Raw genomic sequence first — 25,638 nt, forward strand, 5'->3', positions numbered from 1 at the left:
AATATTACCGTCCTGCTTATTTTAACATTGAGCTAACCATATTCGATAATAAACGTCCGGCTATCGGATCTGTCACAGCCTTTTCCAAAGACATCGTAGATAAGAGTAACGTTCCGTTGTCATTGATCTTTACAATAGTTGTACCTCTTATATTTTTTACATATTCGGAACGCTCAGCCATATTGCCGTTTATATATCCGTGAATTTTTGTCTGCGAGGTTAATTCTTCAACCTTTGAGCTTCTGTTTACTTTCAGCGATGCGTGGCAAACAGCAGGCACTTCTCTTTTATTGTTATTGAAGTACCTTAAATCCATCCATCTGAGAGCATCAAATACAGGAGACTCCGGTATTTCCAGATTAACAATATCCCCTTCGGTAGGTATAATCCAGCCGGTTATATGCTCAGGGTATATTGATTTGGCTGCTTCTTTTCCATTAATCATCAACACTCTGCCTCCTTTCGAAATAATATCACGAATGTGAAGCAAATCCTCTTCAGTACAATTTTTGGTAACATCCAAACCTGCAAACACAAACAAATCAGTTTTCATCTTCAAAGCTTCTGATACGGTTCGGCATGATTTATATTTAATTCCTAAAAAATCAAATGATTCTTTTATATTTTCAGAATCAACCAACGTAATGTTTTTTGTCCCATTTACCGGTGATTCAGCCCATTCTTTGGTTGCTATCATGATTTTATATTCATTTTCCGCAATTTGTTTTCCATTATTGTTCAATGTAAACACTAACTTAGCGTCCGTTCGTCCGGAAGAAAGTTTTGCAGGAAGAATAATCTCCGGTTCGAGCCACCAACGGGAATAATGCCGGATAGTTGGTATTATCTGGCTTCCGAAGGCTATCACTTTTCCCTCGTCCAGTATTTTCCAACTCAAATCGGATACGGGTAAATCCATGCCATTTTCCAGATCGTTTGCAATACATATTCTTATTGGTAACTTTGTTCCCGAGTAAAAATGTCGTCCCCATATTTCGGCACTGACCAACACTTGCGACAATGCTCTTGAAAGAGCATCATATGTCGGATAAGGTTCAATTTTTTGAGGATCGTACACATTCCTGAACCATGTTAACAAGGCAAAATGTAATATTCCTGAAGCCTGATCGTTCGAGCGGCGCAAAGCTTCCGCCAATTCACCTGTAATGAATGACTGCGCTTCCAGAAAGTATTTCGGATCACCGAATTCATAAGCCTGATTACCGACCAAAACTTGCGGGTTTTGGTGAACAAAAGTATAAAAACGTGTAGGGTGGCCTGTTTCACTGTTAGGATATCCTGTCGACATTTCCTGACTAATCAAAGGGCGTTCCGGGTTCATATTGTCTCGCTGGAATTCACCGTTGAACTGTTTAAAAACCGTATGGTCATACCAGTTTATATATGAATGAATATCATCTATATCTCCATCGTCAACGGTATTGAAAAACTCTTTCCCAAATTTATTTTCTTTTCTACGATAATTCGAATCGAAACAGATAGGACGTGTAGGATCAATTTCCCGCATGCGTTTTACAACATCCGATATAATATGCATTTTATATTTTGCTTTTTCAAGGTCAGGTTCGTTATCATAGAATTTCATTTCATTATTTATTGTCCAAAATAATATAGAAGGATGGTTCCTGTATTTTTTCAGCAAACTGATATATTCATCAGCCCACAATTGAATTACTTTTTCATCGGGCATAGTAGCATTTATCATCAGCCACGGCCATGTTCCTTCATGGCTGATACCTATACCATTATGATCGGCAGCTTCTATCCAAAGTTTATTATATGGCGTTGTATGCGTACGCGTGATATCTATATTACCTTTTTTCATTATCTGATAAAACGTATTTGCCAAAGCCAGATTATTAGGAGCCAAAGCAAAAGGAGTATGATTTCCTCCCCTTAGCCAATAGCGGCTGCCATTCAACTCCAGAAAGCCATTTTTTGATTCGAATGTGCGAAATCCTGATGTTATAACCATTTCATCCGAAAGAGTTTTCTCTCCCGAAAGGGTAAAAGTAAAATCATACAGATTTGGGTGATTGGGTGTCCATAATTTAGGTTGCAGACTATTTATTGAATATGTCAACACTCTTTCTTCCCCAGGATTCATTGATATATTCTCAAGAGAATTCCCATTAAATAACCTGCTCTTATCCTGATTGTCTACGATGAGTGTAGAAAGAGAAAAACGATGTCTCTTATTTGTATAATTTTTTACGGTTACTTTAAATGTTGCCCCGGTTAATGACGGAATAATAAATACATCTTCTATTTTCATCAGACCGGAGATTTCCAGTTTCACAGGTTGCCATATGCCGGCTGGCTCATCCTGATAAAAACCATGTGCAATATCTTTTATCATTTTGTTAGTCACCGGAACTGTTACGGCAACATCGATCACTTTATCCGCATCCTGAATATTTTTCACAAAATCACGTACAACATGTACTGCGACTAAATTCTTACCGGGCTTAAAATACTTTGTCCCGTCAATCTTTATTTCACCGAACATACCTACATGATTCCCTGCCAACTGTCCGTTGATATAAACTTCTGCGACTTTGGATACAGCATCAAAGGTCAATGTCAGGTTTTTGTCTTTGATCTCCCCGGGAAGTTCTATCCATTGACGATACCATGCAGCTTTTGTTTTCTTGTAATCGAATGTGTAATTTTCGCAACGTGAAGTTTCTTGCTGGTAATAGTTATCGGAAACACCTTTAGCATGCTGACCGAATGTTTCCCCATGCAACCAGATACGAATAGGATTCCAGAAATCAGGGACATTCATTATATGCCACTCATTATCGGTTGTTGCGGGAGAAACTGCTTTAATTTTATCTTCGAGCTGATATTCAGGCATAAAAAGCCAACCTCCGTTTAAATCCACAATCGTTCTATCCGGAGATAATTCACTGACAATAATAGGGTTGTAGGCTGCGCGTTCCGACCTTCTCTTGTCTTCCTTTTGCCGAGAGGTCACCTTTACAGCATATTCATTTACAGGAACATCTTTTAAATAACCATCAGGTACAGATGATATGGATAAATCATCAAACTCTGTTTCTATCCACGCACCTCCAAGAGTAACAGAGCCTGAAGGGGCTAGATTCATATTTTTATCAACGACATCTATACGAGGCTGCTTTTCATTATTTAAATATATTTGTATCCGGTTATCAGAAACAACAATATGAAAATCATACCATTTCCCGGGTCCGGGATGAAAATCTAAAGATCTTAAAGCTAAAAACTCGTCTGTCCCCATATAACCAAGACGTGCGAGAAAAAGATCGTCAGACAACCCTCCTTTTAAGCCGACAATATATCTGTCACTCCGGTTGTATGCATGAAAACCAGCCCAGATTTGAACTTGTTCTGCATTTAGTGGACTTCTTGCCCGAAACTTTATCTCATAATTCTTTCCTTCAGGGTATCCAAAACAGCCATACGAATCACGACTTTTAAAAACTCCGTTAGAAATTTCGCATTTTCCACGTCCTATTTCTTTAAATTGCTCCGGCTGATTAAAATTACTAAAGTATGATTGAGCAAAAGACGTTAATGCTATCAAATTCATAAAAAAAATAGCTGTTATCCTCATTACAAGTTGTTTCATATATAGGTTAAATCAAAAATTTATTTACTGCCGAATGGTCCATAGTCCTGCAAATATCTGTATGTAGCCTTACTTTGGGCATTAATTATTCATTAACTGAAAAAATAAATCTAAAAATGAGGTATTTTTACAAGTTTCCGGAGGGATGATATTTGAACAGTATGGTCACTCATTCATAAAATAACCGTCTTCAATAAGTCCGATAAATCCCAGCAGTGCACCCCAATGATAGAACTTGTCACTTCTCTGAGTGTCGTCGCCTTGTCCGGTTGTTGCATTGTAGTTTTCAAATACATACCCGTTCGATATCCAGCTTTTCATTAGAAGTTTTTCAGATTTTTCCGCTAATGATTTTCTAACGTCCACAAAATCGTAATTTCTTAAACCTAAGTATACCAGAAAATTCAACGGTGCCCAAATTCTACCGCGCCAATAAATATTATCTTTGAAAGCCGGATCGTTTTTCGGAGTCGCAGGAATTACATACTCTCCCCAGAATTCATCCGGGTTAAGTAAATGTTCATTTATCATTCTTTCCGCTTGTTTTTGATCGGGGACACTGGCCAGTAAGGGGTAAAAATTAGTCGGAGAGATTCTCCCGTTAAGCAATCCTGTATCTGTGTGTTTATTATAATACAGTCCATTTTCATTATCCCAAAGGGATTGCAGCATTTTCCGGTAGCTTTTCCCTTTTGCCCGTAACCCTTTTGCATCTTCACTCCGGTTTAATTCCTCCGCTATGTTTGCAAGGTAATCACAATCCATAATATACAAAGAAGATAATCCGACATCATTGAGAAGCATCATATGACGGGCTTTATCATATTTTATATTATCATACATTGGAGAATTGTCCAAACCCGATTCCAATCCGGCGCAATATAATTCATTTATTCCTCCGCTTTCCCGGGCATGATATGTTACCTTCTCATACGGATTACTGCCCCAACATAATAATCCGTTTATATTCCTGTTTTTATCCCACCACCTGTTCCATGTTAATAACTTATCATAGAGCAGTTCTAAAAACCATTTTTCCTTGTACTTCTTATAAATACTCCATACTGCTAAAGAACCTACCGGCGGCTGAGATCTGTCTCTTGATTTAAGATCATTACCTGTATAAAAATTCGGGACAAATCCTGCTTCTGTTATCGAATTTGTAATTTCGGCCACATTCGCATAGGCCAGATCTTTATTGTCCAATGCAAGCATCATTCCCGCGAAATAAGTATCCCAGCAAAATAAAACAAAACCTCCAAATTCCGGATGATGGCTCCAGTTTACATTCCAATTTCGGCTAACAGGCGTAATTACTTTCTTTATTGAAGGATCGTATATATTATCCCAAGCCAATACACTTTGCATCGCGTTATACGATTCATATTTGTCTTTATATCTTTCTTTATTTTTTTCAACAAACATATTGGCCCTTTGCTCAATGTATTTTTGCGCTTCACCGACAGTCATATCTTGTCCGCAACAAATGGCAACAGGCTCATCAACAGACATTTTAATTTCTTTTTCATCTGTCCTTATATAAGTGCCCTGTATTATAACCGGAATATTTATATCAAAGCCGTAAGGGGCAATGGAAAACCTGTTTCCTTGTATTGTGATTTTGTTAGCTCTTTGCCAAAGTGATTTAGGAATAACAATCAGTTGCCCATTTTTTCTATTTCCTTCTAAAGGGCTTATTAATATAATATTATTCAAACCATCCGACGCACTCTGTACCCGGAGCCTGTGCCCGTTCCATTCCAATGATACATCCGTATAACTGCCATCGTAGGCGTGATGGCGCGGATGCATTAATGGATTTCCACCTATTCTGAATGTGTTTATTCTCTTCCCGTCATTATCGGTAAGATTCAAATCGATAGCAGCACCGTATGGAAGCAGTACATGTGTCAGGACGCTTCTTGTATCCCATGTATTCCAACCGGAAGCCAATTGCTTTTGTATTTTTTTATATTCTTCTTCTGGTGTTGCCCTGGCATAAATATTCATATAAACAGGAATAAATATGAGTATCAGTAATATTCTTTTTAGCTTCATGGTGATATTATGAAATTATGTTAGAAACGAATTGTTTTTAAGAGTCTGCCGGGATTCTTATTCGTCTAGTTTTTTAGCATTGAATAAAATAAGGTTATCAGTTTTTTTCAATTCAGTCGCATTTTTCGCCATAATTCCATACCGCCCATTATTCTGTGAATGATTGTTCCGGATAGTAACGATTTTACATCCGGATAGCATTTCATCGATTGTTATACCATCCCTGTCATTACCTTCCGTTAGGTTATTTGAGATAACGATATGTTCACTTTCCGCACAATAAATACCGGATAATTTATTTCTGCACATCTCACTTCCCGAGACCGTAATATTTTTACCAAAAGAAATATAGATACCGTTTCCCCACGGGGAAGTATCGAACCGGCTATTTATTACTTCACAACCCGTCACATAGGATAGATTCAAATTGTGGTGAAATCCGGCTCCGGGAACTACGCTCGACCCATTATCACTAAAATTACATCGATTGATTTTTACATCAGATGCACCAACGACCAGCAGGCCATTCTTGGTGAAATTTTGTATTGTAATATTCTCAAAAAGCAGATTTTTAATTTCAGCGCCTGTTTCTGACCGTATAATAATTCCCTCACGACTGGGAGCGCTCATATAGGAGCGGGTTCTCCGGTCATGATTAGGATCTTCATTCTCGTTTATACTTATAGCTCCTTCTACCAGTATATCCCTTATTGTAAGGTTGTTTATATGTTCTTCTCCATTTACAATTGTTTCAGTTCTCATCTCTGGGCTTAGAAATAGTATCGATTCTCTGCCATATCCGGCAAGAGTGATATTACTATATACTTTCAGAGGTGCTTTAAGAATATGCACACCCCTCGACAATACTACTGTCTTTCCTGTTCCTTTACTTTTATCAATAGCATCCTGAACTGATTCTCCCGGATTGACAATAACAGAATTACCCGGTATCACATTCGTTGAATTACCCTGTGCCCCTGTTACAGACGGCCCCAGAAAATCGAGTTCAGGCAATACTTTCACTGATTCATTTGATGAGGGTGGATATTTTTTTATCCCGGTTAAGACTCCAACCGGGAAAACAGGACGTGTATGTTTCGATAAGACTTCCTTAGTATAAGGCAGTTCAATATTTTTCATGTTCTTATAATAAGCATAAATTGATTCGTACACATCTTTGAATTTATCCATACGCCTCTTTGACAACACCCCATACACATCGATGTCATTTCCCAGCATCATTTTCGAAGTTTGTTCGTAACCATATGCCAACCTGTCCTGTGCCACACTATAGAAATCCAACCCCTGTGTTGATGCAGTTTGAGCGGCTTTGGCAAATTCACCTATTCCCAGCTGCACATGATCCCAGTCTCTTGTTGCCTCCTGAGATTGTCCACCGGGGTAGATGTATTTGGTTATTCCGGAATTCCCGATCCCCCAATAATAACGCTCTACAGCACGATTAAATATCTCGTGGTCTTCGGCAAAAATACCGATACAAAGCATTGTACTTATCATCGAAGCATCCCAGTTTCCATTAGCTTCAGTAAAGAAATCCTCAACAGTCGGATAAAATACCGTCAATACCATACACTGGAATTGTTCTATATCTTTTTCCTTCCATTCCGGATATGAATATTTCAGAATCTCTGCTGCATTCAGAAAATAATATCCATTCAGCCCTACATTCAGTTTCGCATTGTTTGCATCAAAACTCCTTAGTCTATACGACCATGCATTCAATATCTCAACAGCTTTTTCGGCATAAACTTTCTCTTTTGTAATATACCACATTAATGCATGGTTATAAGCCGCTGTCGCACTTCGTGAAAATTCCCTGCCTCCTACACTGTTTTGTCCATAAGGCCCTTCTGATACAAAAGACACAGGCTGGGGGACAAAATCGAGCGTAGCCTGTTCTCTGAGAGTAACAAAAGCCGTTTTCCAGGGCTCTTCTCCTTTTAATACTTTTTCCCGCATAAAATCGAGATCCTCGCGGTTTTGCGCCATACCGGGGCGAACAAATGGTTTTGACAGATAAACAGTTTGAGAATTTGTTTGCGGTCGATTTACCGGATGTTTTCCAAAATTATAGTTTGGCGTATTTCCCATTCTCATTTTCAATATTCCTCCCTGCACAATATCTTCATGTGTAATAAAACTGAAGTCGTATTTTTTTCCATTCAGTTCTATTTCTTGTATGTAAATATTTTCGGGTGAATTATTAAGTGCCTCAATTGTAAATTTCTTACCGTTTTCCATATTGATTGTAGCCCTGTCGAACAACGGACTGCCAAGCACATATTGACCCGAAGTAGTAGATACGGGATAGAATCCTAATGAGGAAAGTATATACCATGCAGACATCTGTCCACAATCTTCGTTTCCTATTATTCCGTTTGGTTCATCCCTATAAAAATTTCTCATTATATAGCGTGTGAGCCGGGATGTTTTCCACTGCTGTCCGATATAAGCGTATAAGTATGCTATGTGATGGCTCGGCTCATTGCCATGTGCATACTGCCCTATACAGCCTGTCAGGTCGATTAATACATCGGGATCATTTCCTGAACTGAGAGAAAAGAATGTATCTAACCTGTCTTCAAATGCTGTTTCCCCGCCTATAAGCCCGATAAGGCCTTCTACATCCTGGGGAACAAGCCACAGATATTGCCAAGGATTTCCTTCCGCGTAATCCGTTGCCCACGGCCTTTTTGATTTTATTGGATCAAAAACAGGGTTCCAGCTTCCATCAGCCATTTTCCCACGAAAGAATCCCACATTCTTGTCATAATAGAGTTTATAATTTCCGGCTCTTTTTTTGAAATATTCATAATCCTCCGGCTTGCCCATTTTTTTAGCCATCAATGCAATACCGGCTGTTCCTACAGCATATTCGAGAGCCATTGCCACAGGACGGTTTGTCATCATATCAGAGGGAACCGACATAAAATCCCGGTCATATCCTAACCCACGGATATCGCTCATAGCAGTTGTTTTCAAAGCATTAAATGCTCTCTCAGCATCGAACCCCCGAATTCCTTTCAAATAAGCTTCTGCTATTACCTGAAAACTGCTTATTCCTACCATCGTTCCGGTATCATATCCCCAGAGGTGCCAGACAGGAAGTTGGCCGGTCTGATCGAAAACAGCCAGCATACTATTGACAAAATCTGCTGTGCGCTTTGTGTCTATAATCGAATATAAAGGATGTGCGGCACGGTAGGTGTCCCAAAGAGAAAATATGGTATAATTATCGAATCCGGACCCTTTATAGACTTTCCAATCTGAACCCATATAATCTCCGTTGTAATCATTGAATAATGAGGGGTGTATCATCAGATGATACATTGCTGTATAAAAAATCCGCATATCTGCTTCATTTTTTGTTTCTACATTGATCTTTGATAACTCCCTGTTCCATTTTTCATCAGCCTGCCTGATTACTTTTTCAAAATCCCAATCAGGAATCTCCGATTTGATATTCATTAGCGCGTTGTCTGAACTAACAGGTGATATCCCAACTTTCAGAGAAATGGTTCCGGGTGATTTTTCAAAACTAAGTAACCCTTTTATAGAAGGCCCTTTGCCTTTTTTTCCACTTATATACTCAGTGTCGTTATAAACGGAGAAATGACTGATCGGAACAGAAGATTTAATGGCAAAAAATACCTGTTGCTTCTTTGCCCAGCCTTCCGAAGACCGATAGCCCTTTAGAGTGTATTTGTCAACTTGTTCAATATATGTATCAACCGACCTGTCATTTATTCCATCTTTCAGGTCAATTATAATACGGGCATTTTCTCCTTTATGGAACGTGTATTTATGAAACCCTACACGTTCTGTGGCAGTAAGCTCCACATCTATGTCATAATCATCCAGTTTTACGCTGTAATAGCCGGGGCGCACACTCTCGTTTGCATGAGAAAATTTAGAGGCATAACCACTGTAGCGTCTGGTTTCCTCCCCTTTACTCAATTTTATATCACCCATATACGGCATAATGAGTATATCGCCTAAATCTCCGATACCTGTTCCACTCAGATGTAATTGAGGAAAACCGATAATCATGCTATCCTGATAGTTATACCCTGAGCACCAGTCCCAGCCTTTGAAGAAACAAGACGGTCCTACCTGAACTGCCCCATACGGAACACTCGCCCCTACAAAAACATGCCCATGGCCTCCTGCACCTATATAGGGATCAACGTAATCCGTATATTTTTGAGCAACAACTTGCAAAAGCTGAAGTATGAAAACAAACATAAAAAACATTCTTCTACTTAACCTCATCGCTATACGTATTTTATTTTCTTATTATTTAATTTCAAATAAACCTTTTAGGCGGATATTTTCGGGTAGATTGGCTATCAAGCAGAAAAATTCCGCATCCTGCAACAAAACGAACAGATCCGCTACACAGGCACCAACATTACTTTATCATTGCGGACCAATTACCGGAATAATAGGCTTTATTTAATTTTTCCAATGATTCCTCATCATGGCTCCTTAAAAAACTATATTCCAGATCTTTATACAAATAATACTGCAACCAATATCCTTTTTGATATTTTTCTTCTAAAGACGAAACTTGTTTTAGCCAGGCATACCAGGCCGTATTTATATTGTTCTGTTCCGCTACCTCACAAGCTTTTAGCGCATTGTTCCACATAGTGTGGGAAATTTGTCGCATAAGAGCAGTAAAATCATCGTATGTAAAACCGGAGATATTTATTAGTACACAATGATCGTCAATACCTAATTTTTTGAGATTAATAACCGTCTCAAATTGTTTATCACCGTCCATATCATACTCAATTAAATCAAAGAAGCCGTTATTATCGTTATCTGTGTATTTCACTGTGGCAAATTTTTCGGGATTCTTATCCAGTCCGAACCATAAACGATCCCAGCCCTGATAGAAATCATTATTCTGATCTATCCGCCAGCAGCCCCATTCTGCTCCGTATAAATGAACCCGTCCATCGAATCTGCTTACATACAATTTACCTCCACCCGAATTATCCATATCCCATTCACCGCGGTCCCCTGAAGCATCCGACTGTTTGTGATTATCAATTCCTCCTTCTTTCCAGCCTGTTTTGAACGGGTCCAAGGGATCATAAAATTCAACTCGTTCCCAACGTTTACAATCCCCATCTTCATCCCAGACAAAGTTTACCCTATTCCACTTTCCTCTGTTAAAAATCAGATTCCACGCACCTTCGTGATCGGGGTAAATGAGTTCGTCCAACTGCCGCCACCGAGGATCAATGAAAAATGCCTCCGTTTGCGGTAGTCCCCGGAGATTATTTATTTTGTGTACCTGATCCATATAATTAAAGCCTTCACCTTGAAACCCGATTGTCATGTCAAAATCGAACTCGTTTTGTGGCCCATTGTCATTATCCATGTCAATTGCTATAGATACCCAATCAACCTGGCCGCTCACTTGTTGGTTTATATAGCTATTACCCGGAGCGCTGTCATCAGTACGTTTTGTTGAATCCAAAACCCGTATGGCCATTTCGGATAATCCGTCATTATCCTTATCATAAAAAAGAAATGGATTTTCCCAGTTTAGCCTCACATCATGCATATTATATGTAGAAGCATGTATTTTCATGAATGCGGTTTGTCCGCTATAGTCGGTATAAAAATCGCAGAGTCCCGTTTTGTCCCAACTCTTTATCTGCATTGTATTCCAGTCAATATAATTAAATATATTATCGTGGTCAAGATCCAGAACAATCATATAATGTCCGTTCGGCCACACTTCATCAGTCCTTTTCGCCGGATATTCAACGACTATTTGCATATCGGCTTTTCCATCATTATCGGTATCCACCCAATCAATAATCAGATCACCCTGACCTCCGTATATTCCATCCTTGTTTCTGTCAATCAGTAAACAATCATTTTTGGTATCCCCTTCTATGTCTGCCCACGTCATATCATGATCATCGTCAATCCACATGACAGGGATACTATCCCTGGTCATGGAACGAATTATATCAGGCCTTCCATCTCCGTTAAGATCAATAAGCGACGGATTATAATCTACAGGGGGAGGAGGCATACGAAAAGACATGATCCGGAGCTTATTATTCCAATATCCGCCATTTTTCTGAGAATAAGTATTTAGTGAAAATACCAATAATATGAAAACAATTGTTCCGACTAATATTTTCTTATCCATGACATTATGTATAAGAGGATTAATTTATATTTAAAGACAACACAGTGTATTTTGAAGAATACACTGTGTTTTGAGAACCAACAACCTTTTATTACTCCTTTTTAAGGAACATGTATCTTTTCAATAGTTGAGAAATTCTCAGCCCCCATACCCGGATAATTAGTCTGCGGTTTGCCGGTAACAGCCTTACAATTCATGGAAATCCTTATCCAATAATCAATTCCTGTATATTTAACTGGGATGCTTGTTCGAAAAGCAATTTCTTTTCCTTCCATATCATTGGTTAAATCCACTTTGGTCGGAAACAATTGGCTGTCGAAAGCCGAAGCGTTCACAGATCGTGAAACACGCAGATAAGCCTCTCTCAGATCAGGCATTTCATAGCCGGATTTTTGGTTTCTAATGAAGCGAACGGAACACTCAACATAATTATCTGCCGTAACTGTTGGTTTTTTCACCCATTCGATGGTCAGATAAGGAGTAACTGTAAAGTCCCTGGTAGTAGTACCGGATATTTTCACCAGTTCACCGGCATCATCCGCATCCAGCTTCTCATCATCATACGGATAAAAGTTTCCACTATACGGTAACATGCGATATTCCCCGGAAAACCATTTGGTATGGCGATAAGTACCATCCTGTTGGACTTTCAACGTCTGATTCCCTATAAAAACAGTCGTATTTTGCTTCGACCAACTGACTTCTCTCATGCGGATGTAACCTGACCCCTGATTTACTTGCAAAGGCTGATTGTGATGATCGTAAAGTACCCCTTCAATAGTGGCATCCGGCATATCATAATTATCTATTTCGCAGGACACTGCCAATACACAGCATAAGACCAATCCTATATAATAATTTAATCTGTTCATATCTTCTCTTTTTTTAATTACTGAAATCTGTTCTTTTGCAGTAAAGGATTATTTTTCAATTCATTACTTGGGATAGTTTCATAATAATTATTAACATTGAAACTAATCCTACCGCTTCCTTCCTCACAGGATTTAGCATCATATATATACTTCCCGTCAGGAATACCGTTATCGTCCACTACTGCTCCCTTACTGAACATAAACGAATATAGTCCTCTCCTGCGATACTGGCGTATTTGAGTATCGTAAGTAAACCACCGGAGTAAATCCCAATAAATTTTACTTTCGAAGGCCAGTTCTTTATATCTTTCTACACGGACAATCTGCAATGCCCTGTTAGGAGCTTCCACAAATCCACCCTGTCCTTTTGGACCCGGATTTGTCCAGTTTGTATAGGCCAGATCAGTGGATAATTCAGCCGTACTTGTCAGGAGTTTAGCACCGGCACGATCGCGGATGTCGTTGATACAGTTGAAAGCATCGTCCAACATGTTTGCCCCATTATATGTTGCATCTCCACTTTGAGCCAGCTCTATCGCAGCCTCAGCCCGGTTGAGCAACACTTCGGCATACCTTATCTCTATCCATGACTGAGTAGAGGTTTGATGCACGGTAGCAGATTTTGGTAAACTAATATCCAGATATTTACGACCAAAGAAACCAGAGATCGTATTAGTGCCGGAAGTACCGTTAATTTTGGGTCCATCCAATCCGTTTTTGAAAATTTTCACACCATCCGATCGCACATACGGGTCTCTCTGGTCAGCTGACGCAGATGTGGACCAGTCGAGAAAAGTTCTTTCGCGAAAAGGATTTTTGTCCGGATAAGCAGCCTTATTCCACATCGATGATGAATTGAGATTACTTTCAGCAGCTCCATCATCCACAGTAATTTTCTTGAACTTATCAACGGCAGGATCATATGCTTCCTTGATAATACCCGCACGCAAATCAAGTTTCATTCCTCCTTTATAGAGATTTCCGGGGATCAGTATATTTGCCTTAAGTCTCGGTTCCACATTTCCCCATAGTTGTTGGCAATTATCATATACAATGTAATTCCCATTTGCATCGAAAGCGTTGAAATGGCCGTTAGCATCAAGAGGCAAACCATCGAATAGCTCTATCCAGTCAAGAGTCGGATTGAAACGGTCGCCACCCTCAGTTGCCATACGAGGTGGACACATCATAGAATTATAAGAATGTACTGACATGTTGAAATCAAACTTACGCAGCCATATGGATTCTTTGTTATTGTCAGATTTTTCCCATACTTCGGCATAGTTATCCGCTTTATTGGCATTCGCCCTGTGGAGTCCATAATAAGTACTGTTCTCTACTAATTTCGCCGCATCCCATGCTTGCTTGAAATAGTCGTTGGCTCGGCCCGACGGTATACCCTGAAGCAATACTCCATCGACTTCCCAATCCGGGAATTTTTCTGATCCATAACGAGCTGTGGTTGCAGCATGAAGAGCAACACGGCTCTTAAATGCCGCAGCGACATATTTGTTGGCACGGCCCGCTTCGCTCTTATCCGGCATATCGGCAATAGCTTCGTCTAAATCCTTTAGAATAAAGTCATAAGTACCGGCATGACTTTCGCGGGTTACCCACAGTTTCGATTCATCATTAGGATCTAATACCTGAGCTTCAAAAACTTTAGGCAAACCGCCGAAACGTTTGGCCAATTGGAAATAAACATAAGCACGGATAAACTTGGCTTCAGCTATCCAGGCTTTCGACCGGGAAGCCAGTTCCGGGTAGTTAGGTAAATTGTTGATCAATGTGTTTGCCTGACGAATGATTTTAAATCCGCCACTCCAATAACCAGCACGATGAAGCGCAAGACCAGTATTATTCCGGTTAACCATTTCTCCGGTAGAACTCCAAAAGGTCCAAACACTTAATCCGTTACCGACAAAGTATCCGCCACCTATACCCTGACCAACACCATCACTATTGACATCATACTTGAAATCTTCCATGGGCAGATGGTTATACATTCCTGCCATGTAAGCTTTAATCCCGTTTTCATTATATATATCCTCAGAAGTAATGATTGTTGTAGGTGTAATATCCAGATCCACACAGGATGTCAGCCATCCCAATGAAACTGCCAATAAAGCTGTAATTAACTGTATCTTTTTCATATATATCATCTTTATATTTTAGAATGTTACTGAGCCGCCAAAGTTAAATGTCCGATTCAACGGGTATAGATAGCCATATGTTTCTGAAGGTTTTTCAGGATCAAGACCTTTCACCCCGGTGATAGTCAGCAGATTGTAGGCATTTACATAAAGTCTCAGGTTTTTAACTCCTAATTTGTCGGAAACAATATTTTGAGGAATAGTAAAGCCTATTTCCGCACTTTTTAGACGTAAGTACGCACCACTCTGGAGGTTAAATTTTGAAGTTTCTTCTGCCCTGGTTTTCCCATATGGATAATATCCTGAAACCCATGTATTTGTAGGAGCGTACGGGTCCTGCTTCGGATCAACAGGATGCCATCTGTCGAATAACATTTCCAATGCATTTCCATCCCACGACAACGGGTTCAGCAATTGTTCACCATAGCCAATATACGACATAGCAGCACCCTGGAACAATATATTGAAATCGATAAATTTCCATTGCCCTCCCAGTGTAAAGCTAAAGTTCATAAGGGGATAGTTACGCGTATCGTTCAGGTTTGTACCCGGAAGCCCTCCATTGTCGTTTGAATTCGTTGTGGTAGCAATCGGATATTTGTCCTGATCGTCAATCACACCATCGCCATTCCAATCCTCATAGATAGGATCACCGGGAAGACTGCCTGCACCGGCATAGATGGAATTAGCGATCTCGTTATACGATTGATATACTCCTGCCGACCCTTTCCCAAACCAAATATCCTTATAGCGGTTTATATAATTATTACGCCAGTTATCATATGAGTTCGCATATTCAGGGAGCAATCGTTTAGTCCACATGCTTCGTGTTATCTGCATAGTACCGGTCACATTATAGCTGAACTGTCCTATCTTGTTGCGATGCCTTAATTCCAGTTCAAGTCCCTTAGTACGGTCAGAATTCAGATTGGCTTGGGAAATATCCGATCCAAATGTACTGGGAACCACTATTTGAGGCGTATCCAACAAGCCGTCGCGATCGCGTTGAAACAGGTCTACAGAGAACCCAAACAAGCCATTCCACAGGTCGGCGTCGACCCCAATATTTTTCATTGTAGCTGTATACCATGTCAAGTCCAGATTTGGCGCACTCCGGAACCCTAATGCATTAACGAAAGTATTGCCGAACACCGTTCCTCTTGGAAGATTCTGCTTATTATGATATGATTGAGGATAATCATAACCTTCTATAAACTGGAACTGAGAGGCTCCGTCATCCCCAAGTTTTCCCCAGGTACCCCTTAGCTTAAGGTTTTGTAAAAAGAGGAAATTATCCTTGATAAAAGGCTCTTCCGAAATACGGTACGCCAGCAACACACTCGGGAAGAACCCCCATTGTTTACCTTTCGGAAATTTGGATGAACCATCATACCGGAAAGAGAATTCAGCCATATACTTTCCTTTGTAATCATAATTTACCCTGCCGACCAATGCCCTCAATGCACTTTCGGACAAGCCGCTCCCTGTTCCTTCCTGATTCTCGGAATTACCCGCGAAAAGGTATGGAATAGGTATTTCAAAATATCTGGATGCTCTGAAATCATAGCCCTGGCTATAATTTTCTTCATATAGCAACAAGGCCCCTACATGATGTGTTTCGGCAAATGTGTTATCGTAATTAAGCCGCGCATTCCATAGGGTTGTATAGCTGGTACTATATGAACGCGTCAAATTGGTTTTGCTGTTTCGTAACCAACCATCTTCATATTTTTCTGTTACGGCATTGTAACGATATTCGTTATACTCTTTCTTAAAATTGGCATTATCATTGAAGGTTTTATCATAACTGAACATCGCCTGAGCCGACAGACCTTTGATAAACGGAACTGTATATTCCAGATACATATTGGACTGGAAGATATTCTTTTTATCCTTTACATAACCTGCTAATTCCGGATGAATTACCGCTGCCGGATTAAATTCCACATCGGGATGATAGAAATATGGTTCCGTATCATTAGCATATACCGGGTCAGTCGGACGAGAACGCCATAACATTTTGAAAACTTCCCAGCTCGACATATTCTGCCGGTTGGTTTCGTCCATGATCATATTTAACTTGACACCGCCTTTGAGATCTTTGGTTATCTGTGCATTTACATTTGTCCTCAAGTTGTAACGGTTGTAACTGGCAGAATTGGTTCTAAAGAAACTACCCTGATCGGTATAGCCAAAATTGATATAGTAATCCATTTTCTCGGCCCCCCCGCTAATGGAAAGATTTTGCTGCTGCTGTGGTGCCGTATTTTTCAGTATTGCACTATACCAATCGGTATCAGGCATTTCTCCCTTTGCCAGTTTCGCAAAATATTCATCATTATAAGTCAATATGGGATTGGTGAGATTACGCATCGTTGTCTCATTATATAATATGGCCCGATCCCTGGAATTGAGCGGAACCAATCTCTCGGCAGGAGTCTGTATGCCATAATATCCCGAATACTCGATTTTTGCTTTTCCTTTCTCTCCTTTTTTCGTAGTGACCAATATAACCCCATTTGCCGCACGTACACCATAGATTGCGGCCGATGCATCTTTCAAAACAGAGATACTTTCTATATCATTAGGGTCCATACGTGGTAAATCTCCGCGGGGCACACCATCCACAACCAGTAAAGGGGATCCGAGTCCGCGGATATCAAACTGATTGGTAAATTGCCCCGGCTCGGAAGTTTTCTGAATATTCCTAACACCCGGTAATTTACCGGTTAACATATTTTGTATATTAGTGCTTTTGGTTGTTATCAACTCTTTATTGTCGACAGCAGCAACCGAGCCCATTAACGTCGCTTTTTTCTGAGTCCCGTATCCAACAACGATTACTTCATCCAACCGCTGGGTATCTTCACTTAACACAATCTCATAGTGATTCTTTTCTTCTACATTAACCTTTTTGGTTAAATATCCTATATATGAAACGGTTAAAGTAGTATTAGGAGTAGCATCCAACGAAAAATGGCCGTCTACATCGGTTATTGTCCCGGTCGATTTTCCGGATACTACTACTGTAATTGTAGCTCCAATTACAGGCTCCCCACTCTCATCAACAATTTTTCCCGTGATTTTTCTGGTATTGTTTTGTGCACTTGCTACTTGAATACATCCAATGCATAGCAATAATATCATAAAAACCCGAAGTAAAGTTCTCATATCTTTAAAAAACGAGACTTTGTTCTTCACTAACTTTTTAGATAAATGAATATTCATAAATTACAATTTTATAAGGTAACAAATAATAAATAGAATTTTACAGATTTCGGTTTACTGTCATCTAGGAGGATCAGGCATGGCATTCTTATCAGAGTTAGAATAAAATAGATTTTTTTCATAGTATAATTAAACGTTTAAAAACATTCTGATGGAGATACAAATTTGAATTTGAACCTTTACCGTTTTCCTTAATTAATCATTAATTGAAAAAAATCTTATTTTTTTATTAAATTAATTGATATAATCCCGGATCAATTATCGATATAAAGTTCGCACATACAACAAATTACACAGCAATCACATACACAATGTATTTTGAAAGGAAGCCCATAATTCCATATACAGATTATATAAAAATCTGTATAGAGAGGATACCGGAAGAAAGGTGAATATCCTCCCGGATCAGATGAGACCCCTAAAAAAGCCGGAAGGAAACAACTATTTGAAGTTATGGGGAACTATATATATTAAAAAAAGAAAGGTCTACGTTACGTCATATATTTTTATTCAACTTATTACCTGCTCAAAAGAATATTTATACTCCGTTCCGAACAGAACAGCGTATTCTTTGACAAAAGCATTATAAGCATTTCTGGCCAATCCATTTTTGCCCATCTTTACAGACACTGAGCATTTTAGTTTTAAAGCATCCTCATTTAACGGATCATGGATGAATAAAGCATTAGCCATTTCGATAAGAAGAGAATCTGAAAATACTATATTCTTTTGCCGGATTAACTGCAGGATCAGATCGACCAATTCGTTCGAAAAATCCGATTTGAAGGCATCTATCCATTCTGTTTGCAGATTGGGGAGGAGTTCTCCTGCTGAAACAATTGACAGAAGTCTTTTGATATCACTGATAGTTACATCATTTCCCTTTATTTTTTCCATCAGAATAAGCGCTTCATAATAATCGCAGTAGACATCATCTCCAAATTCGACACTCCAATATATCCCTTTTTTGTTAAAGCTTATTACCCCCACATTATCCAATATCTGCCGGATTTTACTTAATGCAACGCCACGATTGTTATTGGCACTCTCTTCACTTTTATCAAACCATAAGATATCTTTCAATCTTGTGAAAGAAATCCCTTTACCATTTTTGATTGTATGTAGAAATATAAGTAAAAAGAGATTTTTCAACAAAGGCTTAAAATCAGACGTTATATCAATTCCCTGCTTATCAACCACCTGAAACCCGCCAAACAGGATTATTGACTTTTTGGGCAATATCCTCACCATATTTACTCCGGTATGCGGCACCGGAAATTCTGTCTTTTCGTCTAATATCTGATGCTGTTCCGTATTGATATTCTTCCTTTTTCTCCACACAAAATACAAAGCGGAAAGTAAAAAGATAAAGAAGAGTAATGGCAAGATAAATAAAGATATGTTCGTTTCCTTCGTTTCTGATTGATATAAATCTGAATTTTTCAAGGGAGGGAATGCCAATGAATAGATCGATATATTGGAGGTAGTATCAGCTATCGGTGAAACAGTAGCCGCAATAAGTTTTTTATCAGATACGTCATAAAATAAATCCACATATGAAAATACATCCTTAAATTTAATAGGAATCTGATCGGCCATAATCTCATATTCCGGTTTCTCTAATGAAAACTTATATAATGAAATATGAGAATTATATTTCATAGAGGGAAAACCTAAAGCATAAAAACATTTATTTTTAGAGTCTACAACCAATGAGTTTGAAACAACAAAATTTTCGAGAGGATTTTCCAATGTCCAGATCTTTTTGGCCTCCATTGTCTTCAAATTGATAATATAAGAATCATAATAAAACTGGGGTTGAAGAGCCTGATCTCCGGTTTCACTTCCATAACCGCCAAAAAGCAACAGATGGTCTTCATCTATTTCGCCCATCCCGCCTAAATATCTGGGTGCTATACTATCTCCTTTCAGTACTGTTTTGGACCAGGTTTTATCCTTGACATCATAAATAAATACGCCTCCTTTATATTTCAGATGCCCGTATCCTCCAAATATATATAAACGGTTATATTTAGGAGAGAAGTATCTGTTATGGTGCCTGTAATCAGTAGTATGCTCATGTACCGTAGTTGCACCCCATTCCCTTTTATCAAGATTGAAGCGGACAAATTCTTTGGCACTGTCTTCTTTTATTAAATTATACGCGTAGAAACCAGAGTCCAGCGGATTGTAGATCATCTGGTTGGATGACATTTTATAGGAAAGTTTTTTATTTACCGTATGTTTTTCGAACAGATTATCTTTTACAGTAAAAATATAAAATGAACGCTGATCAGCAACGGTCACAATATTTTTATCAAAATCGTATGTCAAATAAGGACTTATCCCTGTTGTAAAAGTTATTCTTTTTTCCCAGGTTCCATTATAATCCAAAACCCAATTAGGATTTTCGCATTTAGCAAAATAATATTTTACATCATCATAGACTCCCCCGGAAGTATGCTTAGAAAGTTTCCATGAATATTGTAGTTTTTTTGACATATCTCTTATTTCCAAATCCTTGATGGTCATATCCGGCACATCAATCGCCTGTTTTTTCAGATAATCGGTTTTTCCAAACATGATTTTCACATCACAGAACTTCCGGATTTCGGGCGTATTCCATTTCTTTACATATTTCCCTATCTTTATTTCCAATTCTTCATTCCCGATATCTATGTTCAGCCGGATCGGCATCCATTGTTCAGGAATCATATCCACCTCAGCTAATGTATTGCTACATACAATATCTCCCGAAAGCATGGAAAAAACTACATTAATATCTCCCATTATAAGGTCTATGCTATTTCCTTTTTCATTAATTATTCTAAATATATAGCCATAGTTGTGTATATCCTTGAAATGGAATTTCGCATTAAATGCCATAGAAAATCCATCAGAAAAAGACAGATAATCATCCGGACTGAGATTTAAGCCGGTACGCATTTCAGGCTCATAGGTGTTTGAATTGAATTTTAATCCATATTGAGGCTCCTGGGAGAAAACAGCAGGAGCAAAAAGACTGATAAATATGCAGAACACTATAATTCTAATTTTCAAACAAACATATATGTTTATAATTTCCTGCATCTTTATTTATGTTTTATTTTTTAGGATATTTAAGGTCCGGTGAATATTATACCCAAATTAGACAAGAAGCATATAATACAATTATGCTCAGCAGTTTAAGGTATTAAATTTTGAGTATTGCTACCTGAATTCTACGACATTGCAATAAAACCATGTTTTTCTGTCCTTTTTCTTTGGTTAACTGATTCCACCCCGATACACGCTATCATCTTACAACTGCTAAAATTACACATCAGAAGTGAAACTTCTATGAGAAGTCACCCTTTTAACACTTATCCGGCATCAGCGATAAATAACCATTGTCTTTTCCGAATATGGGACAGGATAAGATGTTATCCAAATCTGCGGCACAAGGTCTAACCCATTGGTATTATACCCCATAACAAAAGCCTCAATCCGTTTATTTACCATATCTTTTGTTAAAGGGAAAAAATAACTATAATTCGATTCAGATTCTGATACCTTATTTTCCCAAGGATTAGCAGGAAAAGAAACAGCACGGGAAGGCGCTCCAATATAATTATCACCGATTTTCAGAACAGCATAAGCTCCTTCTACACCATGTTTCCCATTAACAGCTAAAACTAAATAGCTATTTTTTGCGATCTCATCCAACCGGAAGTTTGCCTGCCAGACTTTTGCACATTTCATTACGTTAGAATCAGCAAAAAGATTGCTCGCCCTGAATTTTTCAGATGAAATTTTCCGGCCATTGCTATACACCTCTATTTCAGAGATCGCATCAGGGAAAGGGCTCATTTTCAGGAACCGCATTTCCTCCCCTATCTGTATATTCATTGTAGTCCCTGCCAGAAATGTGATCGATTTCCATTTGTTGAGGTCAGATGATATGTATGCAAATTGCCCTTCATCAACCAAGAATGGCTGCAGTTCATATTCATTGTTAACTTTTAAAACGATACTGTCAACAAATAAGGATTCACCCATATCCAAGCGGAAACAACCACCCTTTACCCTTATATCTCCGCGTCGTCCCGATGCCCAGAAGCCCGTATTCATATCTCCATCGAACAACTGTTTATCCCATATTCCACGATTAACGAAAGCTGATTGATTAAAAAAGGCGTCACGGGCGGCTTTTACCTGTGGTATGCCCGTCTGACCCGACCGATATAACGAGCGTACCTCCATAGCATTATTATCAGCCGCAAACACAGCCGTTTCATACATACGGGATACATCTGACGGAATATCAAGAGGTTGCATATCCGCTAATTTTCTATGATAATGATTTTTCAGTTTATCCCCATCGAACTTAATTCTCACTGATTTGCCTGTTTTCATATAGGAAACATCTTCACCCTCAATTTCAGCCCTTTTTGCTTTGGCGATATTATTCATTTTTATATCGGCTGACGATCCTGGAAATCCTAAAAGACGTATCACAAGAGGCTGACCCGGAACATTTTTCACAATTTCAAAATCGACCCCGGAAATTCCCGGTTCGCTAAATTCATTACATGACGATACAAATAGTAACAATGAACGAAAGGGCGGCACCAATACTTTTAAAGAAGCACCATAGTTGAATGTACCCAGGATACTTTCTACAGGATGGAACAGTCTGGCTTTTACCCACTGGCTTTTACTTAAGCCTATTTCGTCATTTAATGTAACAGTAATCTCTTTGGCTGTCCATCCTAAATTTTTCAGGGTTATCAATCTTGTCTTTTCATCACCCCTCGAAACCGCATCCTTTCCATAGCTGCCGGGAAGCTTTATCCCATTCACCAGAATTTTAGAAAATTTCCTATGCAGATTATATATCCTTGCCAGCTTAGGAAATTCATTATCCGACAGTAACCACGGATTGCCATATATTTGCGGAGCCAAAATCAATGAGCGGCCAAAGGCTTGTAAGATTAGGTCATCGGCCCAATAATCAAGGCAGGAAGAAAGGCATACCCCATGATCCTCAGTCAGCCTTTTCAATCCGGGGACAAGCCCCCTTTCCATATTACCTACCCGGTTATGGATGGCCGTTGTATTGTTCCTGGAATTCACATCAATATATGATTCACGTCCTTCCCAGAGAAAAGTGGTAGCATATGGTTTTGCCTTATCCAGCCCCAAACGATGGTTTAATAGTATTAAGTCGGGAGAATATAGCCTGCACTGTTCCATCATATCGATGAAGTCGTCTTCTTTCTCTTTCCTTAACGGACCGCATACCGCATCGAACTTAAATAAAGCCCAGTTATAATCCCGGCATAATGAAATCAGCATATTTTTTCTTTTCGATGTTTCTGCGGGAGTATCACCAAATCCGTCGGGGCCACCCCAGAGTCCTAAACGGATATCATTTAATCCGGCTTTTTCATAAACGGGAGTCAATCCGTTCGGGAAATTTCTTCTGAAACGATCAGAATCCATTGTCCCATAAAAATTTTTCCCATCTATTAGTCCTGCATCAAACGCATATATATCTAAAGACATTCCATACTCTTTTCTTAGCCATTCGAAAAAATCCAGATTTATGAGAGTCTGCCCTTCGGCCGGACCTTCGTTTGTATTATTGATCCATGTAAAATATTGCGCGCGAGACAAGCTTTTTTCATCTGCTCCCGGATAAATATTTTTCTGGGCAGACATACAGCAGGATATAAATAAGAAGATAGTCAATATATTCTTTTTCATTTACATAATTTATTCATCCGACAATTCCACCTGAATCCAGTCTCTATATTGTAACGCTTTACCGGCATCTCCCAACCAGTCATATTGGCCTACAGGATAGGTATTTTTCAGTAATCTCATTTCTTCCGATATCTTTTGTATGCTATCAAGGGAGGAAATGACCCGTTCTTTTAAATTCATCGGATGATACTCCTTTTCTCTCTTAAAAATCCTGTTTCCATAGTATGCCGTGCAAACAGCTTCATGCAGACGGGCAGTAAGATAGGTCCGATTAAAAAGTTGATACAGTTCTTCATAATCTTTTGAAGGCAATATATTTTTTGTTTTTTCTACCTCGGCCAATGCTTGTGATGCAAGTTTGACCCCATATTGTTTTTCAGTCAGTATATAGTTGTAATATGTACTGTCCATTTGTTCAGAAGAAATTATCCATCCCTGATCCAATACATGTTTTGCTTCGGTACACAATGGAGAATCCATGGTTTTGTATCGCGAAGGAGCTATATGATTGATTACATCTTTCCAATAATGGAATTCTTTGTTAACATCATGTTTAACGAAAACAAGCGGGGGATCTATCCACCTTCCCGATACGTGCCGGCTATAACTCCATTTGTTAAATTCATAATTCAGGGAAGAGTGATCCGCAGTATTAGTCCCAAGAGTATAAAGGATTGACGTTATGATATCAAAGGATTTCTTAAAAGCACTCTTAAGCGGCTGTAAAACTTCTTCTCCATATCTTGATCTGATAAATTCATCATAGACCTGATCCTCTGAGATAAACCGGTCTTCCGTTGTACGCTTTAATGCATATAATAATATTTCATTGGGAGTTCCTGCTATTTTTGTAGTTCCATAACGGTCGGTCCTGGCAACATATCCGGCAACATTCGGCCGGTTTATAAAATCTTTCCACCGATTCATAACATACCCTGCCCATGTATTCGCGATAACTCCCTGCCCATTATACTCATTACCTGTGTCGAATTCTACGATCGCAGGTCTGTCAAGCCTTCCTATAAACGGATCGTTCGGATGGGTTAGAAAAAAGTCATGGGGAACTTCCTTTATCATTAAAGCGACTTTTTCATTTTTGATATGCTTAATACACCCCACGATCCCGGCATATTCTTCTTCTGAATAAGCAAATGTACGGATGTATAGTTTTTTCCCCTTTTCCCCGATCACTACATCGGCTACAGCGTTTACCACGGCAGCTAATTTTTCTTCCGGGGTCGGCATTTTTACAGAATATTGCCTTTCGGCATATGCCCCGGTTTCAATAAAAGTCAAAACAAGCCCGTCGATCTCGGGTACAAGGTCCATCATCCGGCGATAATCCTCTTTGTACCATTCCCAGAATCCAGCATTATCAAGATCGATTGTCCCTTCCGGCCCTGTTTTGAAACAATCGGGATAATAGTTTAAAGCATAGAAGCTATGATCCCAGACTAATACCTCATCAATGTTTTCGGAGTGTGCAATACGGGCAAGATTATTGACGCGGGCGCATACTGTTTTATCTTTGACTTCCCTCAGATCATGAATAATCTGATGAGAAAGCTGAAGCTGATTGATATTATACTCTTTAGCGGCCTTTATTGTTTTGACAGCATTATCCATATTATCAGAAAGGATAATCCATCCTCTTACCCCATCGCCTATAGCCAGACTGTTTATGGAAAACAGTACCGGTAACAAGCATAGTGCCTGAAGTTTCTTTATGATCATTTCAATATT

General features: G+C 39.1%; 10 protein-coding genes. All 10 read right to left on the reverse strand.

All coding sequences use genetic code 11. From position 1 onward, the window contains the following. Positions 1 to 16: 16 nt before the first annotated feature. On the reverse strand, positions 17 to 3,637 hold the full coding sequence (locus tag ACFO6W_RS02730; RefSeq protein ID WP_379993789.1) for a glycoside hydrolase family 2 protein: 3,621 nt from the start codon (positions 3,635 to 3,637) through the stop codon (positions 17 to 19). 165 nt (positions 3,638 to 3,802) lie between these two features. After that, on the reverse strand, positions 3,803 to 5,695 hold the full coding sequence (locus ACFO6W_RS02735) for an MGH1-like glycoside hydrolase domain-containing protein (RefSeq protein WP_379993790.1): 1,893 nt from the start codon (positions 5,693 to 5,695) through the stop codon (positions 3,803 to 3,805). 57 nt (positions 5,696 to 5,752) lie between these two features. Next, positions 5,753 to 9,961 carry a GH92 family glycosyl hydrolase gene (locus ACFO6W_RS02740; protein ID WP_379993791.1) on the reverse strand — a complete coding sequence of 1,403 codons (4,209 nt, stop codon included), beginning with the start codon at positions 9,959 to 9,961 and terminating at the stop codon, positions 5,753 to 5,755. A 166-nt stretch (positions 9,962 to 10,127) separates the two neighbouring features. Further along, positions 10,128 to 11,894 (reverse strand): hypothetical protein, encoded by a 1,767-nt coding sequence (locus tag ACFO6W_RS02745; RefSeq protein ID WP_379993792.1) that lies wholly within the window; start codon positions 11,892 to 11,894, stop codon positions 10,128 to 10,130. Between the two features lie 101 nt (positions 11,895 to 11,995). After that, positions 11,996 to 12,766: a DUF3823 domain-containing protein gene (locus tag ACFO6W_RS02750; protein WP_379993793.1), complete on the reverse strand. Its 771-nt coding sequence runs from the start codon at positions 12,764 to 12,766 to the stop codon at positions 11,996 to 11,998. A gap of 17 nt (positions 12,767 to 12,783) precedes the next feature. Then, positions 12,784 to 14,919: a RagB/SusD family nutrient uptake outer membrane protein gene (locus ACFO6W_RS02755; RefSeq protein ID WP_379993795.1), complete on the reverse strand. Its 2,136-nt coding sequence runs from the start codon at positions 14,917 to 14,919 to the stop codon at positions 12,784 to 12,786. Between the two features lie 18 nt (positions 14,920 to 14,937). After that, positions 14,938 to 18,090 (reverse strand): SusC/RagA family TonB-linked outer membrane protein, encoded by a 3,153-nt coding sequence (locus ACFO6W_RS02760; protein ID WP_379993796.1) that lies wholly within the window; start codon positions 18,088 to 18,090, stop codon positions 14,938 to 14,940. Positions 18,091 to 18,657: 567 nt separating this feature from the next. Continuing rightward, entirely contained in the window at positions 18,658 to 21,207 is a 2,550-nt protein-coding gene (locus tag ACFO6W_RS02765) for a Kelch repeat-containing protein (RefSeq protein ID WP_379993797.1), read from the reverse strand. 312 nt (positions 21,208 to 21,519) lie between these two features. Further along, complete coding sequence (locus ACFO6W_RS02770; RefSeq protein ID WP_379993798.1) at positions 21,520 to 23,895, reverse strand: hypothetical protein; 2,376 nt, start codon at positions 23,893 to 23,895, stop codon at positions 21,520 to 21,522. Positions 23,896 to 23,904: 9 nt separating this feature from the next. Beyond that, the gene (locus ACFO6W_RS02775) at positions 23,905 to 25,629 is read right to left on the reverse strand and encodes a hypothetical protein (protein WP_379993799.1); all 1,725 of its coding nucleotides are present in this window, start codon (positions 25,627 to 25,629) and stop codon (positions 23,905 to 23,907) included. Positions 25,630 to 25,638: the final 9 nt, after the last annotated feature.

It is taken from the genome of Dysgonomonas termitidis (assembly GCF_042654545.1).
Taxonomy (GTDB): Bacteria; Bacteroidota; Bacteroidia; order Bacteroidales; family Dysgonomonadaceae; genus Dysgonomonas; species Dysgonomonas termitidis.